This is a genomic window from Streptomyces orinoci (assembly GCF_003121295.1).
Taxonomy (GTDB): domain Bacteria; phylum Actinomycetota; class Actinomycetes; order Streptomycetales; family Streptomycetaceae; genus Streptomyces; species Streptomyces orinoci.
The window spans coordinates 709373-731071 of sequence record NZ_PHNC01000029.1 but is presented as its reverse complement, the minus strand read 5'-3'; the positions used below and the strand labels follow the sequence as shown (position 1 = coordinate 731071).

18 protein-coding genes are annotated in these 21699 nt (G+C 69.9%); 13 read left to right on the top strand and 5 right to left on the bottom strand.

Features of this window, described 5'->3' with window-relative positions:
• Positions 1–58 precede the first annotated feature (58 nt).
• Both CV755_RS18080 and CV755_RS18075 read left to right on the top strand, forming a co-directional pair.
• Positions 59–3763, top strand: a complete 3705-nt coding sequence (locus CV755_RS18080; RefSeq protein ID WP_422070563.1) for an ABC transporter ATP-binding protein — start codon at positions 59–61, stop codon at positions 3761–3763.
• A gap of 95 nt (positions 3764–3858) precedes the next feature.
• Positions 3859–5289: a S28 family serine protease gene (locus tag CV755_RS18075; RefSeq protein ID WP_109281256.1), complete on the top strand. Its 1431-nt coding sequence runs from the start codon at positions 3859–3861 to the stop codon at positions 5287–5289.
• Between the two features lie 18 nt (positions 5290–5307).
• Here the strand turns inward: CV755_RS18075 and CV755_RS18070 are convergent, their stop codons facing one another.
• Positions 5308–5919: a hypothetical protein gene (locus CV755_RS18070; protein WP_109281255.1), complete on the bottom strand. Its 612-nt coding sequence runs from the start codon at positions 5917–5919 to the stop codon at positions 5308–5310.
• Between the two features lie 250 nt (positions 5920–6169).
• Positions 6170–7072 carry a LysR family transcriptional regulator gene (locus CV755_RS18065; RefSeq protein WP_109281254.1) on the bottom strand — a complete coding sequence of 301 codons (903 nt, stop codon included), beginning with the start codon at positions 7070–7072 and terminating at the stop codon, positions 6170–6172.
• Positions 7073–7163: 91 nt separating this feature from the next.
• On the opposite strand from CV755_RS18065, the gene CV755_RS18060 reads away from it, so the two are divergent.
• Entirely contained in the window at positions 7164–7805 is a 642-nt protein-coding gene (locus CV755_RS18060) for a LysE family translocator (protein ID WP_109281253.1), read from the top strand.
• On the opposite strand, the gene pdxR (CV755_RS18055) is transcribed toward CV755_RS18060, so the two are convergent.
• Positions 7802–9208: a MocR-like pyridoxine biosynthesis transcription factor PdxR gene (gene pdxR / locus CV755_RS18055; protein ID WP_109281252.1), complete on the bottom strand. Its 1407-nt coding sequence runs from the start codon at positions 9206–9208 to the stop codon at positions 7802–7804. The genes CV755_RS18060 and pdxR (CV755_RS18055) overlap by 4 nt on opposite strands.
• A 300-nt stretch (positions 9209–9508) precedes the next feature.
• On the opposite strand from pdxR (CV755_RS18055), the gene CV755_RS18050 reads away from it, so the two are divergent.
• The 10 genes from CV755_RS18050 to CV755_RS18005 all read left to right on the top strand — a co-directional run bounded on the left by CV755_RS18050 (position 9509) and on the right by CV755_RS18005 (position 19192).
• Positions 9509–11053, top strand: a complete 1545-nt coding sequence (locus CV755_RS18050) for an anthranilate synthase component I family protein (RefSeq protein ID WP_109281251.1) — start codon at positions 9509–9511, stop codon at positions 11051–11053.
• Positions 11050–11643 (top strand): anthranilate synthase component II, encoded by a 594-nt coding sequence (locus CV755_RS18045; protein ID WP_109281250.1) that lies wholly within the window; start codon positions 11050–11052, stop codon positions 11641–11643. Before CV755_RS18050 ends, CV755_RS18045 begins: the two co-directional genes overlap by 4 nt.
• A 158-nt stretch (positions 11644–11801) precedes the next feature.
• Complete coding sequence (locus CV755_RS18040; protein WP_109281249.1) at positions 11802–12563, top strand: B3/B4 domain-containing protein; 762 nt, start codon at positions 11802–11804, stop codon at positions 12561–12563.
• A 28-nt stretch (positions 12564–12591) separates the two neighbouring features.
• A complete protein-coding gene (locus CV755_RS18035) occupies positions 12592–13809 on the top strand; it encodes an ATP-grasp domain-containing protein (protein WP_109281248.1) in 1218 nt (405 codons plus the stop codon).
• Positions 13810–13816: 7 nt separating this feature from the next.
• Positions 13817–15082 (top strand): MFS transporter, encoded by a 1266-nt coding sequence (locus CV755_RS18030; protein WP_109281247.1) that lies wholly within the window; start codon positions 13817–13819, stop codon positions 15080–15082.
• A complete protein-coding gene (locus CV755_RS18025) occupies positions 15079–16383 on the top strand; it encodes a TrpB-like pyridoxal phosphate-dependent enzyme (RefSeq protein WP_109281246.1) in 1305 nt (434 codons plus the stop codon). Before CV755_RS18030 ends, CV755_RS18025 begins: the two co-directional genes overlap by 4 nt.
• Positions 16384–16406: 23 nt before the next feature.
• Positions 16407–17060, top strand: coding sequence for a flavodoxin family protein (locus CV755_RS18020; protein ID WP_109281245.1), 654 nt, complete (start codon positions 16407–16409; stop codon positions 17058–17060).
• 7 nt (positions 17061–17067) lie between these two features.
• Entirely contained in the window at positions 17068–17409 is a 342-nt protein-coding gene (locus CV755_RS18015; protein WP_109281244.1) for a cupin domain-containing protein, read from the top strand.
• A complete protein-coding gene (locus CV755_RS18010; RefSeq protein WP_109281243.1) occupies positions 17409–17726 on the top strand; it encodes a chorismate mutase in 318 nt (105 codons plus the stop codon). Before CV755_RS18015 ends, CV755_RS18010 begins: the two co-directional genes overlap by 1 nt.
• The gene (locus tag CV755_RS18005) at positions 17723–19192 is read left to right on the top strand and encodes a UbiD family decarboxylase (protein WP_109281242.1); all 1470 of its coding nucleotides are present in this window, start codon (positions 17723–17725) and stop codon (positions 19190–19192) included. Before CV755_RS18010 ends, CV755_RS18005 begins: the two co-directional genes overlap by 4 nt.
• Here CV755_RS18005 and pdxR (CV755_RS18000) read toward each other — a convergent pair.
• Positions 19128–20645: a MocR-like pyridoxine biosynthesis transcription factor PdxR gene (pdxR, locus tag CV755_RS18000; RefSeq protein WP_109281241.1), complete on the bottom strand. Its 1518-nt coding sequence runs from the start codon at positions 20643–20645 to the stop codon at positions 19128–19130. The two genes, CV755_RS18005 and pdxR (CV755_RS18000), sit on opposite strands and share 65 nt — an antisense overlap.
• Before the next feature lie 84 nt (positions 20646–20729).
• Positions 20730–21521 carry a sugar phosphate isomerase/epimerase family protein gene (locus CV755_RS17995; protein ID WP_109281240.1) on the bottom strand — a complete coding sequence of 264 codons (792 nt, stop codon included), beginning with the start codon at positions 21519–21521 and terminating at the stop codon, positions 20730–20732.
• Positions 21522–21699 lie beyond the last annotated feature (178 nt).

Below are 21699 nucleotides of genomic sequence, written 5' to 3'. Positions count from 1 at the left end.
ATCCGCCGCGAGCGGTGTTGGCGCCTTCCGTTGGCGAAGAACACTCGGGAGGTGGCTGGTGGCGGCGGAAGACACCGGGCAGGGCTGGGCCAGGAGACTGGCGGGATACTGCTGGCGGTATCGCGGCGCGGTGCTGCTGGCCCTGGGATCCTCCCTGCTGGGCATGGCCGTCACCGCGCTGGTGCCGCTGATACCCAAGCTGATCATCGATGACGTCATAGGCTCCCACCGGCGCCCGCTGGCCCCCTGGGCCACCCTGCTGATCGTCGCCGCCCTGGTCGTCTATGGCCTGACCTTCGTCCGCCGCTACTACGGCGGACGTCTGGCGCTGGACGTCCAGCACGATCTGCGCACCGAGATGTACGCCTCGATCGCCCGGCTGGACGGCATCCGCCAGGACCAGCTCTCCACCGGCCAGGTGATCGGCCGGGCCACCAGCGACCTCCAGCTGATCCAGAGCCTGCTCTTTATGCTGCCGATGATGATCGGCAACATCCTGCTGTTCCTCATCTCCCTGGTGGTGATGGCGGCGCTCTCCCCGCTGCTGACCGTGGTCGCCCTGGCCGTGGCCCCCGCGCTGTGGTTCCTGGCCATCCGCAGCCGGATCCGGCTCTTCCCCGCCACCTGGTACGCCCAGGGCCAGGCGGCCGCCGTGGCCGGAGTGGTGGACGGGGCCGTCACCGGGGTCCGGGTGGTCAAGGGCTTCGGCCAGGAGGACCAGGAGACCGGCAAGCTCCGCAAGGTGGGCCGGGAACTGTTCGCCGCGCGGCTGCGCACCGTACGCCTCAACGCCCGCTACACCCCCGCCCTGCAGGCCGTCCCCGCCCTGGGACAGGTGGCCATGCTGGCGCTCGGCGGCTGGATGGCCACCCGGGGCCAGATCACCCTGGGCACCTTTGTCGCCTTCTCCACTTATCTGGCCCAGCTGATCGGCCCGGTGCGGATGCTCACCATGATCCTCACGGTGGGCCAGCAGGCCCGGGCCGGAGTCGAGCGGGTGCTGGAACTGATCGACACCGAGCCGGTGGTGGCGGAACACCCGGAGGCCCGGGAACTGCCCGCCGACGCCGACGCCTCGGTGGAGTTCGACCGGGTCTCCTTCGGCTATGACCCCGAACGCCCGGTGCTGGACGGCTTCTCGCTGCGCATCGAGCCCGGCGAGACGGTGGCCGTGGTCGGCACCTCCGGCAGCGGCAAGTCCACCCTGGCCCTGCTGCTGCCCCGCTTCTACGACGTGACCTCGGGCGCGGTGCGCATCGGCGGCCAGGATGTACGCGAACTGACCCACTCCTCGCTGCGGGCGGCGATCGGGCTGGTGCCGGAGGACAGCTTCCTGTTCTCCGACACCATCCGCGACAACATCGCCTACGGTCTGCCGGAGGCGACCGAGGAGCAGATACGCACCGCCGCCCGCGCCGCCCAGGCCGACGGCTTTATCACCGCGCTGCCCGAGGGCTATGACACCAAGGTCGGCGAGCAGGGCCTGACCCTCTCCGGCGGCCAGCGCCAGCGGATAGCCCTGGCCCGCGCCATCCTCACCGACCCCCGGCTGCTGCTGCTGGACGACGCCACCTCGGCGGTGGACGCCCGGGTGGAACACGAGATCCACACCGCGCTGCGCTCGGTGATGCGCGGCCGCACCACCCTGCTGATCGCCCACCGGGCGTCCACCCTCCAGCTGGCCGACCGGATCGCGGTACTCGACGGCGGCCGGCTGGTGGACGTGGGCACCGCCGAGGAGTTGCAGGAGCGCTGTGAGCTCTACCGGCGGCTGCTGACCGACCCCGATGAACTGGCCGAGGTGCCCAGGGACCCGGCCGGACTGGCGCTGCCGGACCCGGAGCCGGTACGCCGCAGGCGGCAGGTGATCGACGGTGTCACCCCATCGCTCTGGGTACGGCCCGACACCCCCGAGGCACCCGCCTCCGGCATGCCGGCCACCCCTGAACTCCTCGCCAAGGTGGCCGCCTTGCCGCCCGCCACCGACACCCCCGAGGTGGACGAGGAGCAGGCGGTACGCGGCGAATCCCGGTACGGTCTGCGGCAGTTGCTGGATGGCTTCGGCGCCCCGCTGGCGCTGGGCCTGCTGCTGGTGGTGGTGGACGCCATCGCCGGGCTGCTGCTGCCGGTGCTGATCCGGCATGGCATCGACCAGGGTGTGCGGCGGATGGCGCTGGGCGCGGTCTGGACCGCCGCCGCGCTGGCCCTGCTGGTGGTGCTGGTCCAGTGGGCCGCCCAGGTCGGCGAGACCCGGGTGACCGGGCGGACCGGTGAACGGGTGCTCTACGCCCTGCGGTTGAAGATCTTCGCACAGCTGCAGCGGCTGGGCCTGGACTACTACGAGCGCGAACTCACCGGCAAGATCATGACCCGGATGACCACCGATGTGGACGCGCTGTCCTCCTTCCTGCAGACCGGGCTGGTCACCGCCGTGGTCTCGGTGTTCACCTTCTTCGGCATCCTGGTCGCCCTGCTGGTGCTGGACGTCCAGCTGGCCCTGGTGGTCTTCGCCACCCTGCCGCCGCTGGTGATCGGCACGGTGTTCTTCCGCCGGCAGAGCGTGCGCGCCTATGAACTCGCCCGGGAACGGGTCGGGGCGGTCAACGCCGACCTCCAGGAGAGCGTGGCCGGACTGCGGGTGGTCCAGGTGTTCCGCCGCGAGGCGGCGGGCGCCTACCGGTTCGCCGAGCGCAGCGACGAATACCGGCGGGCGCGGGTGCGCGGACAGTGGCTGATCTCGGTCTACTTCCCCTTTGTCCAGCTGCTGTCCTCGGTGGCCGCCGCCGCCGTGCTGATCGTGGGCGCGGGGCGGGTGAGTGAGGGCACCCTCACGGCCGGTGCGCTGGTGGCCTATCTGCTCTATATCGACCTGTTCTTCGCGCCGGTGCAGCAGCTCTCCCAGGTCTTCGACGGCTATCAGCAGGCCACCGTCTCCCTGGGCCGGGTGCAGTCGCTGCTGCGCGAGCGCACCTCCACCCCGGCCGCGCAACGACCGGTCGAGGTCGGGGAGTTGCGCGGCGAGGTGGTCTTCGACCAGGTGCGCTTCCGTTATGCCGGGGCCGAGGAGGAGGCGCTGGCCGGGGTCGAGCTGACCATCCCGGCCGGACAGACGGTGGCCTTTGTGGGCGAGACCGGCGCCGGGAAGTCCACCCTGGTGAAGCTGGTCGCCCGGTTCTACGACCCGTCCTCCGGCGCGGTCCGGGTGGACGGGCACGACCTGCGCGAGCTGGAGATGACCGGCTACCGGCACCGGCTGGGGGTGGTCCCCCAGGAGCCGTACCTCTTCCCCGGTACGGTCCGGGACGCCATTGCCTATGGACGTCCGGAGGCCACCGACGCCGAGGTGGAGGCGGCGGCCCGGGCGGTGGGCGCCCACCAGATGATCGCCACCCTGGACGGCGGCTATCTGCACCCGGTGACCGAGCGGGGCCGCAATCTCTCCGCCGGACAACGGCAGTTGATCGCCCTGGCCCGGGCGGAACTGGTGGATCCGGACATCCTGCTGCTGGACGAGGCCACCGCCGCCCTGGACCTGGCCACCGAGGCCCTGGTGAACGAGGCCACCGACCGGCTGGCCGGGCGGCGCACCACCCTGGTGGTGGCACACCGGCTGACCACCGCCGCCCGCGCCGACCGGGTGGTGGTGATGGACCATGGCCGGGTGGTGGAGGACGGCACCCATGCCGAACTCCTGGCCCTGGACGGGCGGTACGCCCGGCTGTGGCGCACCTTCACCGGCGAGTTCGAGTCCGCCGCGGTGTGACGGACGGGTTCTGCCGGTGTGACGGGAGGGTCTGGCGCGTCGCTTGTCGCCCCAGGTAGGTTCGCGGCGACCTTTGCGAACCCAGGGGAGGGCGTATGCGCAAGGCTCTCAGATGGCTGCTGGCGCTGGCGGTGCTGATAGGAGCACTCGGCGCCGGCACGGCGACGGCGGGGGCGGCGACCACCGCCCCCGAGCCGGATATCAAGGAACGCATCCTGAAGATTCCCGGGATGCGTTTTGTCGAGGAGAAGCCCTATCCGGGCTACCGCTACCTTGTGTTGACCTACCGTCAGCCGATCGACCACCGTCACCCGGACCGGGGGAACTTCGAGCAGCGCTTTACCCTGCTGCACAAGTCCACTGACCGGCCCACCGTTTTCTTCACTTCCGGTTACAACGTTTCCACCAAGCCCAGCCGTAGTGAGCCCACCCGGATCATCGACGGCAACCAGGTCTCGATGGAGTACCGCTTCTTCACTCCGTCCCGGCCGCAGCCCGCCGACTGGTCCAAGCTGGACATCTGGCAGGCGGCCAATGACCAGCACCGCCTCTTCCAGGCGCTCAAGCCGGTCTACGGAAAGAACTGGCTGGCCACCGGCGGCAGCAAGGGCGGAATGACCGCCACCTACTACCGCCGCTTCTTTCCTCATGACATGAACGGCACGGTCGCCTATGTGGCGCCCAATGACGTGGTGACCCAGGAGGGTTCGGCCTACGACCGGTTCTTCGCCACCGTCGGGGACGCGGCCTGCCGCAAGCAGCTGAACTCGGTGCAGCGCGAGGCGCTGGTGCGCCGCAAGGAGATCGTGGCCCGCTACAGCCAGTGGGCCCGGGACAACGGCAAGACCTTCAAGGTGGTCGGCAGCGCCGACAAGGCCTATGAGAATGTGGTGATGGACCTGGTGTGGTCGTTCTGGCAGTACCACCTGCAGAGCGACTGCGCCTCGGTGCCGGCCACCAAGGCGTCCACCGATGTGCTGTACAAGTTCATCGACGACATCTCGGGCTTCGACGGCTACACCGACCAGGGCCTGGAGCAGTTCACCCCGTACTACTACCAGGCGGGCACCGAGCTGGGTTACCCCCACGTCAAGTACCCGCAGCTGAAGGGTGTGTTGCGCTACCCCGGCATCAACAGCCCCCGGGTCTATGTGCCGAGGGACATCCCGATGAAGTGGCACCCGGGCGAGATGGCGGATGTGGACCGCTGGGTACGCCAGGACAGCGAGCGGATGCTCTTTGTCTACGGGCAGAACGACCCCTGGGGCGCCAAGCCGTTCCGGCTGGGCAAGGGTGCCGAGGCCCGGCACGACTACCGGTTCTTCGCGCCGGGCGGCAACCATGGCTCCAATATCGCGCAACTGGTCGCCGATGAGCGGGAGAAGGCCACCGCCGAGGTGCTGCGCTGGGCCGGGGTGGCCCCGGCGGCGGTGCAGCGGGACGAGCGGCGTGCGCAGCCGCTGGCGCCTTATGACGCAAAGCTGGACAAGGTGCGGGTGGAGCGGGAGTCCACCCTGCGGCCGTAGCGGCCGGCGGTTCTGAGATCAACCGAGGCGGCGGGCACACCCGATGGGTGTCCCGCCGCCGATCTGTACATAGAGGTCGGTGTCCTTGGGGCAGGAGTCGCGGGTGCGCGCCGCCGCCGCGATCCGGTACTCCGGAGCGTGCGCCTGTGAGCCGTCGCAGGCGGTCTCCTTCACCTCCTCCTGCGTCTCCCCGCGCCGCTCGGCGTAGACACAGTCGCCGACCACGGTCAGCGGGCCGCCGCCCATGCCCGGGTCGCCCGGGTGCGGCGGGTGCAGCGCACGCATACAGGCATAGCCCTCGGGCGCGCTGAGCTCCTCCGAGGATCCGGCGTTCACAGGGGCGAGGCGCAGGACGAAGTCGGTGTCCTCCGGGCAGCGCGGGCCGCTCTCCCGCGGCCCGTTGTAGCGGGCCAGCACCCGGGCCACGGCCCGGGGGTCCGCGCAGTCCAGCTGGGAATGGCCGGGGGCGGGTCCGGCGCAGCTGCCCCTGGCCAGATAGACCGGGGGCGGCGGTGCGGCCTCCGTCTCCCGCTCCCCCTCGTGCCCCGGGGTATGGCAGTCGGTGAGGGCCACCGGTGCATAGAGCACGGCCAGGACGAACAGCGCTGTCGGCAGCGCGGGATGGCGCATAAATCCCCCAACGAGCCGGGTTCCCACCAGGGTTACCGGAGGGGGCTTCGGCCGCGGTGTGTACGGGGGAATGGAGGGGGGCGTGTGGGCGTGCGGTAAGGCGCGCCAGCGGAGGGTCACTGCCCGTGGGGGTACCGGCCACCGGGCCGCGCCCGGCGACGAAACAGCGTCTGCCCACGGTCGTTGTCGCTCGGGTGCGGGCCCGCTTGGGCTGGTCGCGCAGTTCCCCGCGCCCCTGGCGGGGGCGCCCTCAAGGAGTGCCCGGCCAGTGCGCTCGCAGCAGGCGGACCGTTTCGGTGATGGAGGGACGGCGGGCCGCCCCCGTGCGCCAGTAGGCGGAGACCCGGCGCACCGGCATGGGCCGCAGCGGGAGGGCCCGTACCCCGGCCGGCAGCGGGCCCCGCCCCAGCCGGGGCACCAGGGCGATGCCCAGCCCGGCCGCCACCAGCGCCAGCTGGGTGTGGAACTCGGCCACCTGGTGGCCCACTTCGGGCTCATGGCCGATGGCCCGCAGGGTACGGATCAGCCAGGTGTGGCAGACCGTCCCGGGCGGCTGGCAGATCCACCGCTGGTGCGCCAGATCCGCGGCGGCCAGGGTGCCGTGTCCGGCCAGCGGGTGGCCCTCCGGCACCAGGACATCGCAGCCGTCGGTGCCGATCTCCGCCCGTTCCAGGCCCTCCGGCGCCGGGCGGGGCACCGAGTCCCAGTCATGGGCCACCGCCAGGTCGAGCGCGCCCCGGGCCACCAGGTCCACCGAGAGATGTGGGTCCACCTCGGTCATCCGTACATCCAACGCGGGGTATTCGCGGGCGAGTTCGGCGAGTACGCCGGGCAGCAGATCGCGGGCGGCGGTGGCGAAGGCCCCGACGGTCAGCCGGCCGGCGGGCCTGCCGCGCCGCTCCTCGAGTTCGCTCTCCGCCCGCTCGGCCAGCGCCAGCAGCTCGGCGGCGGTATGGGCCAGGGCGTCGGCGGCGTCGGTGAGCACCACCCCGCGGCCGCGCCGCTCCAGCAGCGTGGTGCGGGTCTCCCGCTCCAGCTTGCTTATGGCCTGGGAGATGGCGGAGGGGGTGTAGCCCAGGGCGAGGGCGGCGGCGCTGACCGATCCGTGCACCGAGACGGCGTGCAGGGCGCGCAGACGCGTCAGGTCAAGCACGAAAGTTCTCCTTATTGTTGAGCGTTGCTGAATCCCATGGTGCAGAACCGCGCGCTGGTGCTGCACGGTTGAGCCGGGTGATCCTCCTCGCATGCCACAACTTCTTGCCGTTGTCCCCGCGCATGCCGTCGCCGGTATGACCCTGGTCGCCCTGGGTCTGGTGCTGACCCCCGGCCCCAATATGGCCTACTTGGTGTCCCGTTCGGTGGCCCTGGGCCGCCGGGCCGGACTGGTCTCCCTGCTGGGCGTGGCCACCGGGTTCCTGGTCTATCTGCTGGCCGCGGTGGCCGGGATCGCCACCCTGTTCTCGCTGGTTCCGGCGGTGTACCAGGCGGTCAAACTGGCCGGGGCGGCCTATCTGGGCTGGCTGGCCTGGCGCGCGCTGCGGCCGGGCGGGGAGTCGGTCTTCGCGCCGAGGGGAGTGCAACGGGAGTCGGCGGGCCGGCTGTTCCTGATGGGGCTGCTGACCAATCTGCTCAACCCCAAGATCGCCGTGCTGTATGTCTCGGTGCTGCCGCAGTTTGTGGACCCCCGGCGCGGGGCGGTGCCGGTGCAGTCCTTTGTGCTGGGCCTGGTGCAGGTGTGTGTGGCGGTGGCGGTGAACGCGCTGATCGTCCTCACCGCCGGTTCGGTGGCCTCGCTGCTGCGGCGGCGGCCGCGGTGGGAGGGGGTGCAGCGACGGGTGACGGGTCTGCTGCTGGCCTTTGTCGCCGTCCGGCTGGCGGTGGACTAGGAATCCGTCAACTGCTGGCAGATCTGACCAAGTTCCGCCAGCACCTGGTCCAGATCCTCCTCATTCACCCCAGCATGACCGAGTACGATCGCGGGCGGTCTGGGGATGTTGGGAGCGAGTGCGAAGTGGGTGCCGCCGTGCAGCAGGATGGAGCGGGACCGGGCGGCACGGACCAGGGCCTCCTCGCTCACCCGGGGCGGGAGCAGCAGATAGGTCTGCAGGCCATGGTCCCTGCTGATGATCCGGGCGCCCGGGAGCCGGTGTGGTACAAGCCGCCGGATGACCTCCCGACGTCGGCGGAACTCGGTGCGGAGCCGGCGCTGATGGCGGTCGTACTCGCCCGTGGCGATGAAGTGGGTCAGGGTGAGCTGCTCGATGCCGGAGCAGCCGATGTCCCAGCCGGCCCGGGCGTACTCGATCGAGGCCATCAGCTCCGCGGGGGCGACCAGCCAGCCCAGGCGCAGGGCCGGGGCGAGCACTTTGCTGACACTTCCCGCGTAGATCACCCTGTCCGGGGCGAGGCTTTGCAGAGCCGCCACCCGATCGGCGGGCTCCAGATAGGCGTTGTCGAAGTCGTCCTCGACGATATAGCCGCCGACCTCACGGGCCCAGGCGACCAAGCTCTCCCGGCGTTCCGCACTGAGGCGGACACCAGTGGGGAACTGGTGGGACGGGGTGGTGAGTACGGCACGGGCACCACTGGCCCGCAGTAGATCCACCCGCAGTCCGTTCTCGTCGACCGGGATGGCCACTGGCTGTAAGCCGCTGCCGGCGATGAACTCCCACTCGCCCGGGTGCCCGGGGTCCTCGACGGCGAGTGCCTCGTGCCCCTGGTCCCGTAGCACCTTGCACAGCAATGACAGGCCCTGGGCGAAGCCTGAGGTGACCATGAGGTTCTCGGGCCGGGAACGAACACTCCTGACCCGGCCCAGATATGCGGCGAGGACCGCTCGGGTCAGCGGTACCCCGCTGGGCGGTCCATAGCCCAGTTCGGCCGTTCCTGCCTGAGCGAGCACCGCGGTGACCGAGCGCAGCCAGGCCTGACGGGGAAAGGCCTGGAGGTCTGAGAAGGCGGTACGCAAATCCCAGCGCACACCGGCGAGATGAGCCGCACTGTCGGGGACGAGCACGGAACCGACGGAGACGGACCGGGCATTGTCTCCTACCCAGGTTCCCGAACCGCGCCGGGTCACCAGGTAGCCCTCGGCGGCCAGTTGCTCGTACGCCTCGACCACCACACTGCGCGAGATGGCCAGATCGGTGGCGAGTTGTCGACTGGAGGGTAAGCGAGATCCGGGCTGCAGTGTGCCGTTCTCGATCAGCCGGCGCAGGGCGTTGTTGATCTGGATGACCATCGGGGTCCTTGCCCGGCGGTCCACGGTCAGTGCCAGGTGCCAGGACAAGTGGTCTGCTCCTTCGGACTGGAAGTGGTATGGACTGCGCCGGTCTCCGTTTGATGAAGTCGGTACAGGAGATTTTCGCCCACCAGTTCGGTCAAGCACCGAGCAGGGGTGGCGAGTTGACCGTCACAGCGGACGAAGAGCGTCCGCATGGCGAATGACACGGGGGTGGCGGGTCCGGTTCGAACCGGAGCCGCGAGCAAGGACATTGGCGACCGTATGCGGAAACGCACGGTCGCTGTCCGGGCGTCCGGGGCCACCCATAGATGCGAGTGGTCCAGGGGGGACCGGAAAGGCTCTGCCATGTCTGTGCTGACAAAATCGAATGTGCCGGCCTCGGAGGCGGACCGCCGTTCGGGACCCATCCGGGTCCGAGTGGTCTCCACCGAGCTGCCGTCGAGCAATCCGCTTCTGGTGCACGAGGCCCTGGTCCGGGACCGGGCACTGGATGACGTCTACCTGCTGGAGAGCCTCGACGGGCCGACCCGGGACCGGAACTCGGCCACTATCGGCTGGGGCAGACTTGCGGAATTGCGGGTCTTCGCCGACCGCGTGGAGCTCAGCGCGCCGGATGGGCTGGGCGAGGCGCTGGGCGCCCGGGTGTCCATGGTGTGCGGCTATCCGTCCGCACGGCGGGGCGCCGTGCGGTTGTGGCGGGTGGGTGGCCAGGGAGAGGTCTGGCGGCTGCTCGCCGCGTTCCAGGCGGCCTTCGAGGTCGACACCGACGTGAGCGAGTCCGCCTTCGCCTTCGGCTTCCTCACCGCACTGTCCTACGAGGCCGCCTGGGAGATCGAGAAACTGCCGCCCGGCCGAGCCGAGTCGGAGCTCCCCCGCTGCACGCTCACCCTGTTCCGGCACACCCTCTGGTACGACCTGCGTACCGGAGTGGTACGTCATCTGGGCGCGTATGCGGCGGAGTTCCCGCCTGGTGACGAACGGATTCCCGCAGTGGTGGCCTCCCCTGCCCCCACAGGGCCGCAGGAGCCGGAACCGCTCCCCGCGGCCCGGCGGCCGCGGTCGGTCCGGGACACCGTGGACGAGGCCACTTTCGCCGACAGGGTGCGGCGCTGTCTCGATCACATCGGCGTGGGTGACAGCTACCAGATCCAGATCGGCCATCGCATCGAGGTTGAGACGGACTTGACGCCCACCCAGGTGTACCGCCGACTGCGGTACCGCAGCCCCTCTCCCTATATGTACCTGGCTCCCTGGGCCGGGCGTACGGTCATCGGCGCCAGCCCCGAGCTGTTCGTCCGGGTCGAGGGCGGCCGTATCGTGATGCGTCCCATTGCCGGCACCGTGGCCCGTGCCACCGACCCCGCTGAGGATGGCCGGCGGGTGACCGAGTTGCGCACCAGCGCCAAGGAGCAGGCCGAGCATGTGATGTTGGTGGACCTGTGCCGCAATGACATCGGGCGGGTATGCAAGCCACGCAGCCTGTCGGTGGACACCATGATGGACGTCGAACCCTTCGCCTACGTCCACCATTTGGTGTCCACGGTCTCCGGCGAGCTCAACCCCGGTACGGACGTGTGGGACGTGATCCAGGCGACCTTCCCGGCGGGCACCATGACCGGCGCTCCCAAGATCCGCGCCATGGAAATCATCAACGAGATGGAGGGCGACTCCCGGGGCATCTACGCCGGGGCCCTCGGCCTGGTGGACGTCCGGGGTTTCGCGGTGCTGGCCCTGTGCATCCGCACGGCCGTCCATGACGGACGGCGCTATACCACCCAGGCGTCGGCGGGCGTGGTGGCCGACTCCCAGCCCGCCGCGGAGTGGCGGGAGACGCTGGCCAAGATGAGCGCCCCGTACTGGGCGCTGACCGGAGAGGAACTGCTGCCATGAAGGTGCTGCTCGTCGACGCGTACGACAGTTTCAGCCACATCATCGACCAGTACCTGCTCGCCCTGGGCGCCGAGACGGAGGTGGTTCGCTCCCATACCCGCGAGGCCGGGGAACTACTGGCCACCCGGCCGGATGCGGTGGTGCTCGGGCCGGGGCCTGGCCACCCGGCCGACTCCGGGCATGTCGAGCTGGTGCATGCGTTCGCCGGGCGGGTGCCGCTGCTTGGCGTCTGTCTGGGGCACCAGGCGATCGGCCTTGCCTATGGCGGCCTGATCACCGTTGCCCGCACCCTTATGCACGGGAAGACCAGCGCCGTACGGCACGACGGCCGGGGGGTGTTCACCGGCGCGGCGGAGCCGCTGACCGTCACCCGCTATCACTCGCTGGTCGTGGACACCCCGGTCCCCCAGGCGCTGACGGTGACCGCCACTTCCCTCGACGACGGCCATGTGATGGGCGTACGCCACCGCACCCTGCCCGTGGAGGGCGTTCAGTTCCACCCGGAAAGTGTGACGACGGAGGGGGGAATGCGGCTCTTCGAGAACTTCCTGGGGTCCGTGCGGAGTCCGGCCGCCACCTCCGCTGCCTGAGCGGAGCGGGCCGGACCGGCGCACCGGCGGTCGGCCAGAGGCCGTCAACCAGGCCTCAGCGCGGAAAGTGGCCTTCTCCGACTTCCAGGAATTGGCCACATCCCGCCCCCGCCCGGCTCCGTACCGTCGGGACGACGACACCCGCACGAAGGGCCCCCATGGATTCCCTCACCGTCACCATCGATGAACGCATCGTCACCCGTGTTCCCGGCTATGTGCTCGGCCTTATCGCCTTGCCGGAGATCGAGGTCACCCGCTTTTCCGGCGCCGTGGACGCGTTGCTCACCGAGGCGGAGGGCGCGCTGCACCGGGAGTCGCCCGGCAGGGCGGAGATCGCCGCCCTGCCGGCAGTCGCGGCCTGGCGGGAGGCATACCGAGCCTTTGGCGTCAATCCCAGCCGCTTCCCCTGCGCGGTCGAATCCCTGCTGCGCCGGGTCGCCAAGGGCGACCGGCTCCCGCGCATCAACTCCATGGTCGATCTGTGCAACGCGGTGTCGCTCGCCACCCGGCTGCCCATCGCCTCCTGCGACATCGGCACCGTCACAGGAAGGGATCGCGAACCCGGCCGGTTGACAGTCCGCCCGTCGGACGGCAGTGAGGTTTACCTCCCGCTCGGCGCCCCCGGTGCCCCGGAGCACCCGGATCCGGGAGAGGTGGTCTACGCGGACGGGCAGGGCCGGGCCCACTCTCGCCGGTGGAACTGGCGGCAGAGCGATTTGATCAAGACTGTCCCCGGGCGCCGCCGACTGCTGATCACGGTGGAGGCCGTGCACCAGGACGGCACTGCGGCGGTCGACGCGGCGCTCGCCAGGCTGACCGCGGCGCTGAAGGAGCACACCGGGGAGGTCCTGGGCCCGGTGGTACTCGACCGCGCGGCTCGCTCCGGGCGGCCCTTCGCGGCCTCCGCGCTGAGCCGCTGATCTCGCCGCTGACCTTGAGGAGACACCGATGAACCGTTCCATCCTGGTCGTCTACCGGCCGTCGGCCGGCCGTTACGCGGCACAACTGCGGGCGGTGACCGAGGCCGCCACCGAGCTGGGCGTCCAGCCCGTCCTGTTGCTTCCGGCAGGGGAGGAAGCGCCCGAAGCGCGTCAATGGACGTGCTATCACGCCGACTTGGACAACACCGCTGCCGTGCGGGCAATGGTCACGGAGATCTGTGCGCGCCATCGGATCGAGCGGATTTTCCCGCTCTTCGAGGGTGATGTGCTGCCCGCCGCCCGCTGCCGCCGGGACCACAACATCCCCGGGCTCACCCCCGACGAAGCGCTCAACTTCCGGGACAAGAACGTGATGCACCGCAGGGCCGAGGAACTCGGTATCCGGGTGGCGCGCTCGGTGCGCCCGGACACCCTGGGTGCTGTGACCGAGTTCGCGGCCGAGGTCGGCTACCCGGTCGTAATCAAGCCCTATGCGGGGTGGGCCTGCGGTAACACCTACCGGGTGGACGATGGGGAGCAACTCAGGCGTGTCTGGCGGGAAATGGGCGACGACCGCCATGAGTACCGGGTGGAGGAGTTCATCAGTGGCGTGGAATATCACGTGGACTCGCTGCTGCAGAACGGTGAGATCGTTTTCGAGCAACTCTCCCGCTACACCTACTCCGTTCTCGAGTACCTCGACGAGCCGGGCGGGACGGTCTCCCGCAAGTACGGTCTCTCCGCGCCGGAGCGCCGGATTCTGGAGCTGAACGCCACGGTGTTGCGGGGCTTCGGGATGCGCACCGGCGTCTCGCACAGCGAGTTCTTCGTGTCCGAAGCGGGCGAGGTGGTGTTCGGGGAGACCGGCGCCCGGGCGGGTGGCGGCTCCATCGTCCCGGCGATCGAGGCCGGCCGGGGCATCAACCTGGCCGGTGAGTGGTGCCGGCTGGAACTGGACCCAGGCCACCGCCCGGCAGCCCGCCTCGGCCCCGAGATCGGCACCGAGTACCTGGGATCCGCCCGGTACGGACGGATCACGGAGATCACCACCCCGCAGGAACTCATGGCACTGGAAGGCGTGCTGGACGCGGACGTCTGGAAGAGCGTCGGCGATGTGCTGGCCCCACCGACCCGCTCCAACGATGTCCTGGGCTGGTACGTCTGTCAGGGCACGGACTTTGATGATGTGCGCGCCCGGTTCAAGACCGTCCGGGACGCGTTCCAAGTCCGGACGGCACGGGGCTGAGGCGGATATGCGGCTGACCCGGTTCCGGGAGCGGTTCGCCGAACTCCCGTCAGCGCTGAGAGTGTTGTTTCTCGTGGCCTTTGTCAACCGAGCGGGGATGTTCGTCTTCCCCCTGCTCGCCGTCTACCTGGTGCGCGGCAAAGGGCTGGGTACCGGGGAGGCTGGTCTGCTGATCTCGGTCGGTAGTACCGGCCTGCTGGCCGGCAGTCTGCTCAGTGGGCCCTACTGTGACCGGCGCGGCAGGCGCCCGGCGCTGATTTCCGCCCTGCTGCTCAACGCCGGGGGATACCTGGGTCTGGCCACTCTGGACGGACCGCCCTGGACCTACTCGGCGCTGCTCTTCGTCGCCATGGTGGGCATGGGCATGTTCTCTCCCGCCGCCAACACGCTTATCGCCGACCTCACAAGCCCGGAGCAGCGGCCCTTCGCCTACACCGTCAACTACATCGGCAACAACCTGGGCATGGGCATCGGCCCGCTGCTCGGCGGGGTGGCCGCCGCCTACTCGTACTCGGTGATGTTCGCCGGCAACATCCTGGCCGGGCTGGTGTGCGCGGCGCTGATCGTCGCCTGGGTGCCGGACGGGGAACGGACCGCCCTGACCGCCGTCGGCCGGACCACGCCCCGGACCGGCCGACGGCGCCTGGAACATGGCCATGTGCTGCTGGTGGTACTGGTCTCGTTCTTCTATGTGGCGCCGCTGATCGGCCTGGAGTACACCCTGCCGCTCGCCGTCACCGATGTCCTGGATCGTTCGGCGGGCCTCGTCGGTGTCGTCTACACCATCAACAGCGCGGTCGTGGTGGGCCTCGGCTTGTTGGTGGAAAAGCGGATCACCGCCTATTCCACCAAGGTCCTGCTGCTGTTCGCCGGACTGCTGTGGACGCTGGGACTCGCCATTCCTGCCGTTGTGTTCTCGCTCCCCGCCATTCTGCTGTCCACGGTGGTGTGGACGCTGGGCGAGATCGTGGTCTCCGTGGTGGTGCCCACCTATATCGCCGACCATGTCCCGGAGCAGCGAGTGGGCGGTTATATGGCGCTCAATGGATTCGTCCTGGGGCTTGCCCGACTGCTGGTGCCGGCCGGTCTCGGCGTCCTGTGGCAAGCTCACGGCCACCGCTCCGTCTTCTTCACCATGCTGGCCACCCCCATCGTGGGCATGGCCGCCTTCGCCCTGCTGCGCATCCGGACGACATCCGATGCCGCCCCCGGCGCCGCGCAGCCCCAACCGATCCCGACATCCGGAACTCCCGCAAGCGGAAAGCAGACATGAACCGGACGAAGTTTCTTCTCCCCGAGGACCGCATCCCCACCACCTGGTACAACGTGGTCCCGGACCTGCCCAACGGGGTACCGCCGCTGTTGCACCCCGGCACCAAGGAGCCGGTCAACGAAGCCGACTTGGAACCGTTGTTCCCCCCGGGGCTGATAGCCCAGGAGCTCACCACCGAGCGGGAAGTGGACATCCCGGGCGAGGTCCTGGACATCTACCGCCAGTGGCGTCCCTCGCCCCTGATCCGGGCGCGGCGCCTGGAGCAGGCGCTGCGGACTCCCGCCCGTATCTACTTCAAGTACGAGGGGGTCAGTCCGGCGGGCAGCCACAAGCCCAACACCGCCGTTCCACAGGCGTACTTCAACAAGATGGCGGGCATCACCAGGCTCACCACAGAGACCGGTGCTGGCCAGTGGGGCAGCTCCCTGGCCCTGGCCTGTTCCTACTTCGGCCTCGAATGCGAGGTCTACATGGTGAAGGTCAGCTATCAGCAGAAGCCCTACCGGCGCGGGCTGATGGAGACCTTCGGCGCTTCCGTCACCGCCAGTCCGAGTGAGCGCACCGAAGCAGGACGCGCCGTCCTGGCCGCCGACCCGGAGGCCACCGGCAGCCTCGGGCTGGCCATCTCGGAAGCGGTCGAGGCCGCGTTGGCCAGTGAGGGCAAGGCCAAGTACGCCCTCGGGTCGGTCCTCAACCATGTGCTGATGCACCAGACCATCATCGGCCAGGAGGCCTTGCTCCAAATGGAGTTGGCCGACGACTACCCGGATGTGGTGATCGGCGCGGCGGGCGGTGGCTCCAACCTCGGCGGCCTTGCTCTGCCCTTCCTGCGTGAACAGCTGGGCGGCGGCCGAGCGGTGCGCACGGTCGCGGTCGAGCCGTCCTCCTGCCCCACCCTGACCAAGGGCACTTACGACTACGACTTCGGTGACACCGCAGGGCTCACCCCGCTGGCCAAGATGCACACCCTCGGCCATGACTTTGTGCCGCCCAGCATCCACGCGGGCGGGCTGCGCTACCACGGCATGTCGCCGATCATCAGTGCTCTGCGGGAGGCGGACCTGCTGGAGGCCCGCGCGGTGCCCCAACTTGACTGCTTCGAGGCGGGTGTGACCTTCGCGCGCAACGAGGGCATCGTGCCGGCGCCCGAATCCACCCACGCGGTGCGTGTTGCCATCGACGAGGCCCTGGCGGCCAGGGAAGCCGGTGCGGAGCGCGTCATCCTCTTCACCCTCTCCGGGCACGGCCACTTTGATATGCAGGCATATATCGACTACTTCGCCGGAAAACTGCATAACTGACGTCGGTATCAAGGGGGAAACCGATGACGACTGGCCCGTTGATCGTGGGCATCAACGGTTCCGAACGCGCCGGGGGTAATACCGATCTCGCCCTCGGCCACACGGGGTCACTGATACGCGCCCTCGGTGGTGAATTGCGCACGATTCAGCTGCGTGACCACCGCATTGTGCCCTGCGGCCCATGCGGTGACTGCAATTCCCGGCTGGCGCCCTGCGTCCAGCAGGACGATGTGGCGGAAATCGTGGAGGAGATGAAGCGTGCCGACGGCATTGTTTACGCGGTGCCCGTGCACGGTTTCGGCCTCGCCCACCTGATGCAGATCTTCATCGAGCGGGCGGGGGTGGGCCACCTGCGGTTCGACCGGCCGCTCGCCAACAAGGTCGGCGGCATCATCGTCACCGGCCGACGCTACAGCGATTCCTCGGTGCACAACCAGGTTGTCGACAACCTGCTGCTCAACCGCATGATCCTGGTGGGCAGCGGTTTTCCCGTCCTGCTGCGCAACACCCTCGGCACTCCCGGGCTGCACGACGCCGAGGGCCTGGACGCGCTGGACCGCATGATCCACCGGATGCTCGGCATGATCCGGCTGCTCAGGAAGTACGAGGACATCACCGGAGAGCCCGTACTTCCGCTGGACGACCGCAATGAACGCGTTATCCGCTCCCGTGTATAGGAGAGACATGACCACCGACACACCCACCCTGGTCGGCGTGGACTTCGACGCCGTTCCCTGGGAGAAGTGGGCCAAGCCCGGCGCCGAGGGCCGGGTGAAGATCGCCTACACCCAGGGACTGCGCGTTCGCCTGATGGAACTCCCGGCCGGTTTCAATGAGGAGGAATGGTGCCTGCGTGGGCATCAGGGCTATGTGCTGGGCGGTGAGTTCACCATTCACTTCGATGACCGTTCGGTACCCTGCAGGCCAGGCATGGGATTTGTCATTCCGGACGGTGAACGCCATCGGTCGCAGGGCGCGGATGGTGAGCCGACGCTGGTCTATGTGATCGACCGGCAGGTGTCCTGATGACGTCCTCGAGCGCTCGGCTCGATGAATTCCGGCTGGCCATTGATGAGTTGGACCGGAAGATAGTAGCGCTCCTCGCCGAGCGCACCCGGGTGGTGCGCACCCTGACGGAGCTCAAACGGGACGAGGAGACGGTCCGTTCACGCGACCGGGTCGAGCAGGTCATCGCCAAGGTCCGGGGCCTCGCCGAGCAGAACGGCATGCCGCCCGACATCGTCGAGGCGACCTATCGCACCCTCATCGAGGAGCTGACCCGGCTCCAGTTGGAGCGGCTGGCGGAGCGGCGACGGTCGGGCGCTCTGGACCAGGCGCCATGACCCGTCGTCGGTTCGCCGATCTCCGCACCGCGCTCGCCGGGCTGGACTCGCTGCCCGGCGAGCTGGTTCGGGTGCGGGAGGAGGTCCCGGCTCGCTTTGGGGTCTCCTCCCGTTACGCTCGGTGGGCCGGTACCCCCGCCCCGCCGCCCACCGGGCCGGGCCCCGCCGTCCTCTTCGAACGGGTCCGGCCACCGTCGGGGAAGCCCGGAGCGGTGTTGATGGGGCTCTATGGGACGCGGGCCCGGGCCGCCGCCCTGCTCGGGCTTACCCCGGCTGAGATGTCGCACCGGCTGCTGGAGGCGGTGGCGGCCCCGCTGCCGCCGGTCCGGGTTTGGGACGCCGCGCCCTGGGACCGCAGCCCGCGCCCGGTGGACCTCGGGCAATTGCCCATCCCCGTGCTCACGGAGGAAGACGCCGGGCCCTATCTCACCCTGGGTGCAGTCCTGGCCACCGACCCGGACACCGGGGTGCGTAACCTGTCCATTCACCGGATGTGCGTCCGAGGCCCCGACCTGCTGACCATTTGGATGGTGCCGGGCCGTGACCTGGACGCCGCCCACCGGGCGGCGATACGCCGTGGTCGTACGCTGCCGGTCGCCATCCACCTTGGCCTGGGCCCCGCCGTGTTGCTCTCCTCCTGCTGCCCATCCGCCCTGGTCCCTCCCGGACTGGACGAACTGGCGGTGGCCGGAGCCTTGGGCGGCGGCCCGGTGGAACTGCTGCCGTGCCGCACCGTCGCGGGCGAGTACATCGCCCATGCCGAACTCGTGCTGGAGGGCGAGCTGCTGGCGGACCGGATGCCGGAGAACCCGGACGGTCCCCATGCCACCCCGGAGTTCCTCGGCTACCAGGGGCGGGCACACCCCTTGTTGCCGGTGGTCCGGATCACCGGGATCCATGCCCGCTCCGGCGCCGTGCTGCAGGCCGTATCCGGGCCTGGGTATGAGCAGTCGGTGCTGCTTGGATTCGGCATGGAGGCCGCGGTCCTGGGCCGGCTGCGTCGGCTGGGCGCCCCGGTACGGGCGGTGCACTGCCCCACGGCCGGCGGCGGCCAGCTGATGGTGGTGGTGCAGTGGGAGGAGAAACGGTCTCCTGCCGAGGACGCGTTGGTCCCCGAAGCCTGTGCCACGGTGCTGGAGGAATTCCGGATGGCCAAGCTGGTGGTGGCCGTGGACGCGGATGTCGACCCGGAGTCCGAAGCGGACCTGTGGTGGGCGATGACGACCCGGCTCCAGGCCGACCACGACCTGCTGGTACTGCCCGACCGGGAGGGCTTCCCGCTGGACCCCAGCCAGTCACCTGCCTGCTCTCCGGCCCTCTCCGCAGAGGGCCGCACCGCCAAGGCGGTCTTCGACTGCACGGTGGCCTTCGCCCAGCGGGCCCGCTTCCGTCGCCCTCGCTTCACCGCCGGGATGCCCGCTTCACCTCCTGTACCGCTTCCGCCAGGAGCTCCACCCCTGCGGTGATCCGGGCGGCCGGCAGCGCCGCGTACCCCATCAGGAAGGACGGTTCCTCCGGTGGCCGGAGCACGTAGTAGCCGGAGGCCGGATAGACCCGGACGCCCCGGGCCGTGGCGCGCCGGGCGATCTCCGTCTCGTCGGCTCCGGCCGCCGCCGACAGCGTAACCAGGACATGCAGCCCGGCCGCCGCCCCGGAAATGCGTACCCCGGCACCGAACCGTCCATAGAGCTCCTCCAGCAGCCGGCGCCTGCGCTGGCGATAGAGCCGGGTGGTGCGGGCGATGTGCCGGGCGTAGGCACCCGAGGCGATGAACTCCGCGAGCGCCTCCTGCTCGACGGTCGGGGACAGCCGGTCGGTGATCCATTTGAGGCCCAGGAACGGCCGCACCAACTGCCGTGGCAGCACGGCGTACCCGATGCGCAGCGCCGGGAACAGCGTCTTGCTGAAGGTGCCTACATAGACCACGGTGCCGCCGTGCGGATCGGCGGCCAGTGCCGGCAGTCGTTCCCCGGAGAAAGCGAACTCATTGTGGTAGTCGTCCTCCAGCACCGTCACTCCGCGCCGCTGGGCCCAGGCCACCAGGGCACGCCGCCGGTTCTGGCTCATCACAACGCCGGTGGGGAACTGATGGGAGGGAGTGACGAACACCAGCCGCACCCGCTCCGGTTGGAGACCCTGGGCCCGCACCCGCTCGTCGATCTCCGCGACCCGCAGCCCCTCCTCGTCCACGGGCACCGGCACCACGGCCGCCTCCGAGAAGCCGAAGATCTGGCGCAGCACCGTATGGCTGGGGTCCTCGATCACCACCACGTCACCGGGCCGCACCAGCAGCCGCACCAGGATGTCGATGGCCTGGGTCGCACCTGCGGTCACCAGCACTTGGTCGGGCGGGACGGCGAGCGCCCGGCTGCGCCGCACCAGCGCCGCGATCTCAGTGCGCAGCGCGGCCGCCCCCTCGGCGGGGCCGTAACCCAGGGCCGTCGCACCGGCTTTGGCGTAGGCCTCGGTCAGTGACTGCCGCCACCGGGCCACCGGGAACTCGTTCAAAGCAGGGGTACCGTGCCGGAAGTCCAGCAGGTCGCCCTGCTCGTACACAGGCGGCGGCTCCCAGGGCTGCCACAGGGCGTGCCCCGCATCGGTCGGCCGGGGCGGCTGCGGTGCCAGGGGTGTCCGGCAGGCAGGCTCGGTGGCGCCGACGCCTTCGACGCTCAATGCGATCCGGGTGCCGGATCCCCGCTTGGCGGTGAGCACCCCATGTGCCCGCAACAGCTCGTACGCCCGCAGCACGACTGTGCGTGAGACCCCCAACTGCCCGGCCAGTTCCCGGGAGGCGGGCACCGTCTCGCCCGGCCGCAGCCGGCCGGCCCGTATCAGCGCGGTGAACTGCTCGCACACCTGCCGCTGCAACGGAACGGCACTTTCCCGATCCAGGGTGATCAGCGGCTCCGACGTCCCCACACCATTCCCTCCCCAATGCCGGCCAGTTGTGCCCCATTCTGGCCGGAACGGCGGCTGCTGCCGCCGCCGGGGGCGGGCACGGAACTAGCCCGCCGCCAGCCGTCCCAGGAACTCCCGTCCCGCGTCGGCGACTTGGGTGAACGGCGTCGCCCCCGGGTACCACCGCTGCTCGTACTCCCAGCACAGCCACCCGTCCCAGCCGGCCCGGCAGAGCGCGGCCACACAGGCGCCCAGCGGCAGTACGCCCTTCCCCGGCGGCATGGGCGTCAGATCATCGGCCGAGACGACATCCTTCACCTGGACATAGCCCAGATAGGGCGACAGTGCCGGAACACTGGTCTCCGGTGCCTCGCCGCCCAGCCAGGTGTGCAGGACGTCCCAGAGCGCCCCCACCTGGCGGTGTCCCACCAGCCCCAGCACCCGTTCCACATCCTCGGCCCGGCGGTGGGAGTCATGGGTCTCCAGCAGCAGCCGTACGCCCGCGTCGGCGGCCAGCGGAGCCGCCGTGCCCAGCCGCCGCGCGGCCAGGGCGTCGGCCTCCCCGGCCGGCTGGTCGCCGCCGCCGGGGAAGACCCGGGCGTAGGGCGCCCCCAGGTCGGCGGCGAGCCGGATCAGCTCGGCCAGCTGGGCCAGCACCGGCTCGTCCGGTCCGGGCGCCGCCACCCTGGCGTACCCGGCCACGGACAGCGGAAGCACTCCCGCGTCGGCGAACCGCCGAACCGTCTCCGCCCGCACCCCGGGCGGGGAACCGGGGTGCACCGGTTCCTCCGGGTGCGCGCGCAGTTCCACCCCCGCATAGCCATGGGTGGTGGCGAGCCGCAGTACATCGGGGACGGGCAGACCGGGGACACCGAGGGTGGAGAAGGCCAGTTTCATGGTCAACGGCTTCCCGGGCGGCAGGCGGGGCGGCCACCACCAGCGGTAACGGATTGATAACGCTTCGAATTGGCTGCAACCCCGCGCAGCTCCCACGGGTCGTATCTGGCATCCGGCTTCCCGGGGGGAGTACATCCGGGGGGATATGGGGGAGGCCGGCGGGGGGAACGAGGGGCTC

Bases quoted from the DNA above. Each gene is read 5' to 3' on its own strand.
- CV755_RS18005 (WP_109281242.1), top strand. From the start codon at position 17,723: ATGACCCGTCGTCGGTTCGCCGATCTCCGCACCGCGCTCGCCGGGCTG.
- CV755_RS18010 (WP_109281243.1), top strand. From the start codon at position 17,409: ATGACGTCCTCGAGCGCTCGGCTCGATGAATTCCGGCTGGCCATTGAT.
- CV755_RS18035 (WP_109281248.1), top strand. From the start codon at position 12,592: ATGAACCGTTCCATCCTGGTCGTCTACCGGCCGTCGGCCGGCCGTTAC.
- CV755_RS18045 (WP_109281250.1), top strand. From the start codon at position 11,050: ATGAAGGTGCTGCTCGTCGACGCGTACGACAGTTTCAGCCACATCATC.
- CV755_RS18050 (WP_109281251.1), top strand. From the start codon at position 9,509: ATGTCTGTGCTGACAAAATCGAATGTGCCGGCCTCGGAGGCGGACCGC.
- CV755_RS18030 (WP_109281247.1), top strand. From the start codon at position 13,817: ATGCGGCTGACCCGGTTCCGGGAGCGGTTCGCCGAACTCCCGTCAGCG.
- CV755_RS18040 (WP_109281249.1), top strand. From the start codon at position 11,802: ATGGATTCCCTCACCGTCACCATCGATGAACGCATCGTCACCCGTGTT.
- CV755_RS18025 (WP_109281246.1), top strand. From the start codon at position 15,079: ATGAACCGGACGAAGTTTCTTCTCCCCGAGGACCGCATCCCCACCACC.
- CV755_RS17995 (WP_109281240.1), bottom strand. From the start codon at position 21,521: ATGAAACTGGCCTTCTCCACCCTCGGTGTCCCCGGTCTGCCCGTCCCC.
- CV755_RS18015 (WP_109281244.1), top strand. From the start codon at position 17,068: ATGACCACCGACACACCCACCCTGGTCGGCGTGGACTTCGACGCCGTT.
- CV755_RS18060 (WP_109281253.1), top strand. From the start codon at position 7,164: ATGCCACAACTTCTTGCCGTTGTCCCCGCGCATGCCGTCGCCGGTATG.
- CV755_RS18070 (WP_109281255.1), bottom strand. From the start codon at position 5,919: ATGCGCCATCCCGCGCTGCCGACAGCGCTGTTCGTCCTGGCCGTGCTC.
- CV755_RS18020 (WP_109281245.1), top strand. From the start codon at position 16,407: ATGACGACTGGCCCGTTGATCGTGGGCATCAACGGTTCCGAACGCGCC.
- CV755_RS18075 (WP_109281256.1), top strand. From the start codon at position 3,859: ATGCGCAAGGCTCTCAGATGGCTGCTGGCGCTGGCGGTGCTGATAGGA.